General features: G+C 69.7%; 10 protein-coding genes and 1 pseudogene. 4 read left to right on the top strand and 7 right to left on the bottom strand.

Features of this window, described 5'->3' with window-relative positions; all coding sequences use genetic code 11:
- The coding region (locus BGO22_RS16045) for a hypothetical protein (protein WP_502686474.1) at nt 1-763 on the bottom strand (763 nt) is incomplete at its 3' end.
- A gap of 179 nt (nt 764-942) precedes the next feature.
- Between BGO22_RS16045 and BGO22_RS16040 the strand changes: the two genes are divergently transcribed.
- Nucleotides 943-1,359, top strand: coding sequence for a hypothetical protein (locus BGO22_RS16040; protein ID WP_286851712.1), 417 nt, complete (start codon nt 943-945; stop codon nt 1,357-1,359).
- 24 nt (nt 1,360-1,383) lie between these two features.
- Here BGO22_RS16040 and BGO22_RS16035 read toward each other — a convergent pair whose 3' ends face one another.
- From BGO22_RS16035 to BGO22_RS16025, 3 genes are all read right to left on the bottom strand, one after another.
- Nucleotides 1,384-1,803, bottom strand: coding sequence for a Zn-ribbon domain-containing OB-fold protein (locus BGO22_RS16035; RefSeq protein ID WP_204743506.1), 420 nt, complete (start codon nt 1,801-1,803; stop codon nt 1,384-1,386).
- A 1-nt stretch (nt 1,804) separates the two neighbouring features.
- Nucleotides 1,805-3,076: a thiolase family protein gene (locus tag BGO22_RS16030; protein ID WP_286851709.1), complete on the bottom strand. Its 1,272-nt coding sequence runs from the start codon at nt 3,074-3,076 to the stop codon at nt 1,805-1,807.
- Between the two features lie 155 nt (nt 3,077-3,231).
- The gene (locus BGO22_RS16025; protein ID WP_204743507.1) at nt 3,232-3,660 is read right to left on the bottom strand and encodes a helix-turn-helix domain-containing protein; all 429 of its coding nucleotides are present in this window, start codon (nt 3,658-3,660) and stop codon (nt 3,232-3,234) included.
- A gap of 83 nt (nt 3,661-3,743) precedes the next feature.
- Between BGO22_RS16025 and BGO22_RS16020 the strand changes: the two genes are divergently transcribed.
- From BGO22_RS16020 to BGO22_RS16010, 3 genes are all read left to right on the top strand, one after another.
- Nucleotides 3,744-4,235 (top strand): DUF2938 domain-containing protein, encoded by a 492-nt coding sequence (locus tag BGO22_RS16020; protein WP_286851706.1) that lies wholly within the window; start codon nt 3,744-3,746, stop codon nt 4,233-4,235.
- A gap of 79 nt (nt 4,236-4,314) precedes the next feature.
- Entirely contained in the window at nt 4,315-4,884 is a 570-nt protein-coding gene (locus BGO22_RS16015; RefSeq protein WP_286851705.1) for a flavodoxin family protein, read from the top strand.
- A 26-nt stretch (nt 4,885-4,910) separates the two neighbouring features.
- Nucleotides 4,911-5,141 carry a DUF2798 domain-containing protein gene (locus tag BGO22_RS16010; RefSeq protein ID WP_286851704.1) on the top strand — a complete coding sequence of 77 codons (231 nt, stop codon included), beginning with the start codon at nt 4,911-4,913 and terminating at the stop codon, nt 5,139-5,141.
- Between the two features lie 57 nt (nt 5,142-5,198).
- Here BGO22_RS16010 and tcuB read toward each other — a convergent pair whose 3' ends face one another.
- The 3 genes and pseudogenes from tcuB to BGO22_RS15995 form a co-directional block, all read right to left on the bottom strand.
- On the bottom strand, nt 5,199-6,374 hold the full coding sequence (gene tcuB, locus BGO22_RS16005; RefSeq protein ID WP_286851701.1) for a tricarballylate utilization 4Fe-4S protein TcuB: 1,176 nt from the start codon (nt 6,372-6,374) through the stop codon (nt 5,199-5,201).
- Nucleotides 6,361-7,776, bottom strand: coding sequence for an FAD-dependent tricarballylate dehydrogenase TcuA (gene tcuA / locus BGO22_RS16000; RefSeq protein ID WP_286851699.1), 1,416 nt, complete (start codon nt 7,774-7,776; stop codon nt 6,361-6,363). Before tcuA ends, tcuB begins: the two co-directional genes overlap by 14 nt.
- A 100-nt stretch (nt 7,777-7,876) precedes the next feature.
- Nucleotides 7,877-8,163, bottom strand: a pseudogene (locus BGO22_RS15995) (LysR family transcriptional regulator); the annotation flags it as partial.

Genomic DNA, 8,163 nt, shown 5'->3' with positions numbered 1-8,163 from the left:
AGACCACCGCACCGTCGGCCACGGTCAGCGTGGCCGAGCCCGACGCGCCCAAGTTGATGGTGGCGGTGGTCGACGCGAGCCTGGAGCCAGTCCCCGTGACCAGACCTGTGAAACCGCCGGGCATGGAGCCCAGATGCAGCACCGCCCCCTCCAACGCGCCGCCGTCGGACACCTCCAGCGTGCCGCGCTGATGGATATACAGGACCGAGGAGCGCAGTCTCGAGCCGGCACCGCTGACGAGCACATCGGCGATGCCACCGCTGGACACCGTGGCCGAGGTACCCCCAAAGCGCATGCCGGAGGGTCCGGTCGAGGCAAGGAAGCCCCCGTCCAGCACTCGGATGCGGGCCTGCCCGGACACTCCCTGCAGCACGGTCGACGTCACCGAGGTGCCCGCGCCCTGAACGGTCAATGCGCCCGCGGTGCCCGCCGTTTGCCCCACCTGCAATCCGCCGAGGGTGCCATAGCTCGCACCGGCTTCGAACGTCAGCCCGGCCCCGGCAGCAGACTCCACCGTCAAGGTGCCGCCGCTGGGCGAGAGGGCCACGTTCCCTCGGATCGGTGGCAGCGTCGCCGTGACAGTGAAGGAGCCGATCAGGCCGATCGTGGAACTCGGGTCGGCGCTCGCGTTGGCCGCATGGATCGCCGCGATCAGTTCCGCTTCGTTGGACGCCGTGAAGCTGGCCGCCTGCGACAGGCCACTGGTGGCCAAACCGGCCAAGACCAGTGCCGCGTTCCCTACCGTTCCCTGATGTCGGTTCACTGAATCGCCCCCTATGAAAACAATAGCACTACATTGAGCATGCACAAGGCACACCCCGCGAAGCGCGGCAGTCTAGATGTTGTGGGAGCAAGGACTCTGAACCGCATGGTCAACGGATGAACCAGCAACGCGAGCGGCTTTGGCTTCTCATCCGGCGGACACCACGGCACACTGTTCCCATGAACACGTCAACGCCATGGCATCTGATAGCGGCCCTTGCGCTGGCCCTGTCGCTCGCGGCCTGCGGGGACCGCGACACCGCCGCTCCGACGGCCCCCGCATCACCGGCGCCAAGCCCGGCGCCGGCCCCGCCCCCCGCCCCCAGCACCGACCAGTGGATCGGTCAGTGGAACGGTCCGGAAGGGACCTTCGTCCGCATCACGGGCGGCAACGGCCACTACGACGTCACCGTGCAGAACCTGGATGGGCCGCGAACCTTCGTCGGCATGGCGGTGGGTGATGCGATCGAGTTCGAACGCGATGGAAAGCAGGAAGTCCTGCGCGCCAGCAACGGCGAGCAGACGGGCATGAAGTGGCTGGCCGGCAAGAAGGACTGCCTGAAGGTCCGGACCGGCGAGGGCTACTGCCGGGACTGAGCGCCCGGCGCAGCCGTGCCCGCGTCAGCCGGCGAGCCGAAACGCCAGCACCGGCAGGTCCTGCATCGTCAGCGTCTCGGCCTTCACCGGCACCGGGCCACGCTTGAACAGCGCGTGCAACTGGTCCGGCACCGCCTCCACGCCCAGCACGATCGCCTGGACGATGTTGCCTTCCTTCAGCCGGATATGGCCGTAGACATACGGTGCGATCGCCTCGAAGCGCGGGTGGCAGGCCGGCGCGATGTTGTGCGTCGCGAAGAGCAGCGTGCCCTCGCCGCTGATCTCGGCGCCCTCGACCGACCAACTGCCGCAGTGCTCGCAGCATCCCGTGGGCGGGAACGTCAACTGGCCGCAGGTGCTGCACCGCATGGCGCGAAACACACCTTCCTTCAGCCCCTCGTAGTACCAGCGGATCGCGCTGGGGCGGGTCTCTTCGTTGCTCATGTCAAATGGCTCCCAGAACAACCGCGGTGCTGATCATCGCGTAGCCATGCGTGTGGATCATGGCGACCTCGGGCCGCTTCGGCATCTGGCGCCGGCCCGCCTGGCCGCGCATCTGCAGCGCGGCCTCGTAGATGTCGGAGCCCGCGCTCGCGCCCCAGGCGTGCCCGAAGGCGTGCCGGCCCCCGTGCGTGGACATCGGCCGATCGCCGTCGAACCGGAGGCGACCCTCGCGCGCCGCCGTCAAGCCTTCGCCGGCCTTCAGGTAGCCGATCATCTCCGCCGTGCAAAGCCCGGAGATGTGCGAGCAGTCGTGCGTGTGCAGGTAGCCGAGGTCGCGGGCCTTGATGCCCGCCATGTCCATCGCCGCCTGGCAGGCGCGCCGATCGAACTCCCACTGCGTGGGGTCCTCGCCATACCAGGGCAGGTCGCTGTAGCAGATGCCGAAGCCTTTGAAGCCGATCGGCGCCGCCTTGGCACCGCGCAAGGCCCCGGGCCGCGCGATCACCAGCGCCGACGCGCCGTCGGCGGTCGTGACCAGACTCATCAGCCGCGACGGCCAGGCGACGAAGGGGTTGTGCTGGTCGGACCGCCAGAGATCGTAGGGATCGGAGAAGCCTTCGGACGCGGCCTTCGCTTCCAGGGTCTCCTGCACGTTCGCCTTCGGGTTCATCGAACCGTGCAGCCGCCGCGTGCGGCAGAGCTCGAACATGCCGCGGTCGTAGTCCTCGATCGAGATGCCGTACTTGCGGCAGTAGCCGAGCGCGACCAGGCCGTTGTAGGTGGAGAAGATGTCGTAGCCCTGCGGCACGCCATAGGCCTGATTTACCGCCATGTCGGTCCAGAGCCAGGTCTGCTGGTGGCTGATCGGCTCGCGCTCGTAGGGGCTGTAGCCCTTCACCTTGGTGCGCGTGGTCTCGAGGCCATAGACCAGGCAGACGTCATAGACCCCGGCCGCCACCGCCATCGCCGCCATCGCCGCGCCAACGCTGGTGGTCGAGCACTGCGCCTCGAAATGCACGCCGGCCTTGAACTGCGTTCCGGTCCATTTCGCGAGCTGGGTATAGGTGCCCGGCACCTGCGAGCTGTGCACCATGGCATTGCCGGCGAACACCGCGTCGACGTCCTGGCCGCTCAGCCCGGCGTCGTCGAGGGCCTCCTTCACCGCTGTGGCGGTCAGCTCCTGCAGGCTCAGTCCCTTCAGACCGGGCGTGCTGAGCAGGTCACCGAATCGCGAACACCCGACGCCGGCAATCGCCACCGGTTCGCGCAACATGTTCCGCATACGCACCCCTTTCCAGGGCCCGTGGACCGCCTCGACCGTGGGCGACTGCCTTGACCCAAGAGACACAATCTAGTCCGGTGCCACCCGCCGATGTTGATGCGCATCAAGCTTGCGCACGCGCCGCCGTCCCCGTCGGCTGATGCGGCTCATTCGCCGTGGCGCAGCGGCCGGTACCGCTGACGGTTCTCCAGCGCGCCAGCCGACGCGGCCTTGAGCAGGCGCTGGAACGAAGGGCACTGCGCGTGGCTCGGCGCAGGGCAGGCCGCGGCGTGCCGCAGGCCCTCGGCCATGGCCTTCAGGCGCTTGACCATGCGCTCGAGTTCGTCGGCCTTGGACGACAGCATGGCCCGGTCGATGCGGGGCGCGCCACCGGGCGTGAACATCTCCCGGATCTCGTCCAGCGAGAACCCCGCCGCCTGACCCAGGGCGATGAGCGCCAGCTGGTCCAGCACCGCCGGCGAGAAGCGGCGCCGCGCCCCGGCGGACGCCAGGGAACGGATGAGCCCCTTGCGCTCGTAGTAGCGCAGCGCCGAGGCGGCCACGCCGGATTGCTTGGCGACTTCCGAGATGTCCATAAAAACCGCTTGACTTGAAGTTGACTTCAACTTCTATGCTTTCTCCACCGCATCAAAAAGTCAATCGATTCCTGGAGATCCCCATGCCTTCCCTGCCCCTCATCGCACACACCGTTCTCATCGGCATTGGCGCCACGGCCGTGATGGACGTCTGGCTGCTGGTCCTGGCGCGCCTGGGCGTGCCCACCGCGGGCTTCGCCATGGTCGGTCGCTGGGTGGGGCACATCGCCCGGGGGCGGTTCGCCCACGCGGCCATCGCCAAGGCCCCGCCCCTGCCCTTTGAGCGCGGCCTGGGCTGGCTCACCCACTACCTCGTCGGCATCGCCTACGCCGCGCTGCTCATCGCCGCGCTGGGCCCGGACTGGCTGGCGCAGCCAACGGTCCTGCCGGCCCTGGTGTTCGGGCTCGCCACCGTGGCCGCTCCCTGGCTCGTGATGCAGCCCGCCATGGGCGCCGGCTTCCTGGCCCTGAAGACGCCCACGCCGCTGAAGAACTGCCTGCGCAACCTGGCCAACCACGCCGTGTTCGGTGCCGGCCTGTACCTGGCGGCCGCGGCCCTGGCCGCGTCTCACTGATCCGCGCCTTCATCGATCGGGATTTCTCGACGAAGGCCCTCCACCACCCGAAGTCCCTCCACGTCCTGGAGCCTCACCCATGAGCACACTCGCCATCATTTACCACAGCGCCCACGGCCACACCGAACACATCGCCCGCCTGGTGCGCATCGGCGCGCAGGAGGTCGGCGGCGTCGACGCCCGCCTCGTCAAGGCCGACGACATCGCGCGCACGCCCGACGATCTGATCGGCTACGACGGTTTCATCTTCGGTTCGCCGACCTACCTGGGCGGCGTATCCGCCCCGTTCAAGGGTTTCATGGATTCGACCGGCCGCCTCTGGCGCACGCAGCAACTCAGGGGCAAGCTCGCCGCGGGCTTCACCGTGTCCTCGCTGCCGTCGGGGGACAAGCAGTCGACCCTGCTGTCGATGTTCGTCTTCAGCATGCAGCACGGCATGCTGTGGATGGGCAACCCGATCCTGCCCGAGCAGCACAGCGGCGTGCCCTACGACGAGGCCGCCAACCGGCTGGGCTCCTGGTCGGGGCTGATGGCCCAGGCCGGCCACTCGGCCCCGGCAGACGCCTTCGTGCCGGGCGACATCAAGACCGCGCGACTGTTTGGCCGACACTTCGCCCAGAGCCTGAACCGCGTGGCGGTGCCGGCCTGAGCGCTGTCCCCCATGGAGACCCCTCGATGCTTCCCGCGAAATACGCCCCGGTTCTCTTCGGCTTCATCCTGTCGGGCCTCATGTCCCTGCTGGTGTCCGGCATCTCCACCTACCGGGCCGTCGGCTTCGTTCAGGGCTTCGCTGGCCTGTGGACCAGCGCCTGGCTGACCGCCTGGGTGGTGGCGTTTCCCGTGGTGCTGGTCATGGCGCCGCTCGCGCGCCGCGCCGTGGCCTGGCTCGTCGACAGCCGACCGTGAGGCGCCGCGCCATACGGGCGCCAGCCGCGCCCGCGCCCGCAGGCAGCGGCCCGGCCCTCAGTCCGCCCCCAGCCCCACCGGATTCGGCAAGCGCTTCTCCACCGCAAACCGCAGCAGCGCCGCCGTGCGGAACACGCCGTGCGCGAACTTGCCATACGGCAGCGTGGCGAACAGCGCCATCACCGCGCCCAGGTGCGCGCACAGCAGCACGGTCATCGCGGGCGTACCGCGCCCCCACCAGAGCAGCAGGCCCGTCAGGGCGGTGAGGAACAGCAGCGCGATGAAGCCCAGGTCCATGGGCTTCTGCGCCCGGTCGCCGTGCGCGGGATCGCGCCGGCGGTTCAGGCGCCACAGGCCCGCCGTGCCCAGCACCAGCATCGCACCGCCCGCGCCACCCAGCAGCTTGGGCAGGCTGGGCAGGTCGTAGGGCGCGACCCAGCCGAACAGGTAGTGGTACAGCGTGCCCACACTGGTGGCCGCGAAGCACAACAGGAAGCCGTAGAAGCTGAGGTGGTGGAAACGCCGCCGCGACAGGGTGTAGGCGTCGTCCTCGTTGGGGCAGCCCTCGCCGTGGCCGCCGTCCAGGTACTTCAGGCGCAGCACGTTGTGCGTGGCCTCGGCGGCGGCGGGGGCCGCCACATCCACCCCCCCGGTCACCGGTTTGATGTCGCGCCAGAAGCGGCGCACGCCCATGCCGAGCGCGAAGACCACGAAGGCGAACACCGGCAGGAAGATGCCCACGAGCAGCTGGTGCGGGAAGACGCGGTAGAAGTCGCCGCGTGGCGCGCCGGCCCACAGCGAGCCCTGCAAGGCCGCGGCCAGCAGCAGGAACAGCGCCAGGCCCAGCGCCAGTGCCACCGACAGCACGAGGCCATTGCGCTGGTAGAGCCGGCCCAGCGCGGGCGGCCAGGCGTAGTCGGCGTAGGTCTGGCCGCGCACCTGGGCCATGGCCTTGGGGACGTTGATCGCGAAGTCGTGCGGCGGCGCGTACTGGCAGGCGTGCAGGCAGGCGCCGCAGTTGTGGCAGAGGTTGGCCAGGAAGTGCACGTCGGCCTTGGGGAATTCGAGCCGGCGCGTCATGGCCGGGAAGACCGCGCAGAAGCCCTCGCAGTAGCGGCAGGCGTTGCAGATCTGGAGCTGGCGCGCGACCTCGGCCTCCGGGCCCGTGGCCGGCACGGCCTCACCCTGAGCCAGGGCGCGCGCGTCGCGCGTGAGGGCCTCAAGCGACTGCATGTCGCGCTCCCTTTTTCATGGCGGCGGCGGCCGCGTTCGTGCCCGCGATGCGCCCGAAGGCGGTGCCGATGGACATGCCCACGCCGGCCGTGTAGCCCTTGCCCAGCACGTTGCCGGCCATCATCTCGCCGGCCACGAAGAGGTTCTCGCTGGCCCGGTCATGGAAGCGCACGGCGGCGGTGTCGTCGGTCTTGAGGCCCAGGTAGGTGAAGGTGACGCCGGGGCGCAGTGCGTAGCCATAGAACGGGGCCGTGTCGATGGGCCGGGCCCAGTGCGTCTTGGCGGGCGACACGCCCTCGGTGTGGCAATCGTCGAGGGCGGCGTGGTCGAAATGGCCGACACGGCAGGCGGCGTTGTACTGGCTCAGGGTCTGCATGAAGGTGGTCTCGTCCAGGCCGAGCCGGCGCGCGAGTTCGGGCAGGCTGTCGGCCTTTGCGCCGGGGAACACGGGCGGCATGAAGCGGCCGATGGCCTGGCTGTCGATGATGGAATAGGCGATCTGCCCCGGCTGCTGGGCCACCAGCCGGCCCCAGATGGCGTAGCGCTTGGGCCAGAAGTCCTCGCCCTCGTCGTAGAAGCGGTGCGCCTCGCGGTTGACGACCACGCCCAGCGAGACGCAATCGATGCGCGTGCAGATGCCGCCGTCGTACAGCGGGGCCCGCGCGTCGATGGCAACCATGTGGGCCTGCGTCGGGTCACCGACACGGTCGGCGCGGTGGTCGTCGAGCATGTGCCTGAGCAGAACGCCCTGGTTGAAGGCGGTGCCGCGGATGAGGAAGTTGTCGGCCGGCCATTCACCGCGCCCGTTCTGGCCCCAGGCCTCGCGCAGCCAGTCGTGGTTGGACTCGAAGCCACCGGCCGCCAGCACGCAGGCGCGCGCGGCGATGCGTTCGCCACCGCGCAGGTGGGCGGCGACGAAGCGGCCGTCCTCGAGCTCGAGGCGCTCGACGGGCGCTTCGTATCGCACCGCCACGCCCAGGCGCTCGGCGCTGCGGTAGTAGGCGTTGACCAGCGCCTTGCCGCCGCCCATGAAAAAGGCGTTGGTGCGCGCCACGTGCAGCGCGCCCGAGAGCGGCGGCTGGAAGTGCACGCCGTGGCGGCGCATCCAGTCGCGGCAAGTCGACGACGCGCGGATGGTCAGGCGCGCGAGGTGTTCGTTGGTGATGCCGCCGGTGACCTTGAGCAGGTCCTGCCAGAACTCCTCTTCGGGGTAGGCGTCGACCAGCACGTCCTGCGGCGCATCGTGCATGCAGCGCAGGTTGCGCGTGTGGGCGGAATTGCCGCCGCGCCAGGCGCGCGGCGCGGCTTCGAGCAGCAGCACGCTGGCGCCCGCTTCGCGCGCCATGAGCGCGGCACACAGGGCGGCGTTGCCACCGCCGATGACCAGGACATCGGGTTCCAAACCAGCCTCGCGGGAAAGCCGCCAGCGGCCTTCCGCCGGCGATGGCCGCACTCTAGGCTGGTGCCGCTTCGCCGGGAAGCGGGCGCCTGGCATGGGGGTATCAGTCTTTGTGAAGCCTGTCTGACGACCAGAGGCGCGTGCCGGGCCAGGCACCGCCCCCGATGAGGCGCTTGACGCAGTCCACCACCACCACGCGCGTGGCCAGGGCGGCGGGCGAGAGCTCGTCCTCGCTCAAGCTGCACAGCAGGTTGGTGCGACGCACCTGGGCGTCGTCGATGAGCGATAGGCGCAGGCGCTGCTGCGCATCGGGGACGCCGTGCACGGCAGCGTAGGGCTGCAGGCTGCTGCCCAGGCCGGCGTCCACGGCGGCCATCACCATGGACAAGG

Origin of the sequence: Hydrogenophaga sp. 70-12 (assembly GCF_001897365.1) — a bacterium.
Classification (GTDB): Bacteria; Pseudomonadota; Gammaproteobacteria; order Burkholderiales; family Burkholderiaceae_C; genus Hydrogenophaga; species Hydrogenophaga borbori.
This window is presented reverse-complemented; position numbering and strand designations above follow the sequence as displayed.

Excerpts from the sequence above, each read along its gene's own strand:
- BGO22_RS16040 (WP_286851712.1), top strand. The coding sequence starts at position 943 with ATGAACACGTCAACGCCATGGCATCTGATAGCGGCCCTTGCGCTGGCC.
- BGO22_RS16035 (WP_204743506.1), bottom strand. The coding sequence starts at position 1,803 with ATGAGCAACGAAGAGACCCGCCCCAGCGCGATCCGCTGGTACTACGAG.
- BGO22_RS16030 (WP_286851709.1), bottom strand. The coding sequence starts at position 3,076 with ATGTTGCGCGAACCGGTGGCGATTGCCGGCGTCGGGTGTTCGCGATTC.
- BGO22_RS16025 (WP_204743507.1), bottom strand. The coding sequence starts at position 3,660 with ATGGACATCTCGGAAGTCGCCAAGCAATCCGGCGTGGCCGCCTCGGCG.
- BGO22_RS16020 (WP_286851706.1), top strand. The coding sequence starts at position 3,744 with ATGCCTTCCCTGCCCCTCATCGCACACACCGTTCTCATCGGCATTGGC.
- BGO22_RS16015 (WP_286851705.1), top strand. The coding sequence starts at position 4,315 with ATGAGCACACTCGCCATCATTTACCACAGCGCCCACGGCCACACCGAA.
- BGO22_RS16010 (WP_286851704.1), top strand. The coding sequence starts at position 4,911 with ATGCTTCCCGCGAAATACGCCCCGGTTCTCTTCGGCTTCATCCTGTCG.
- tcuB (WP_286851701.1), bottom strand. The coding sequence starts at position 6,374 with ATGCAGTCGCTTGAGGCCCTCACGCGCGACGCGCGCGCCCTGGCTCAG.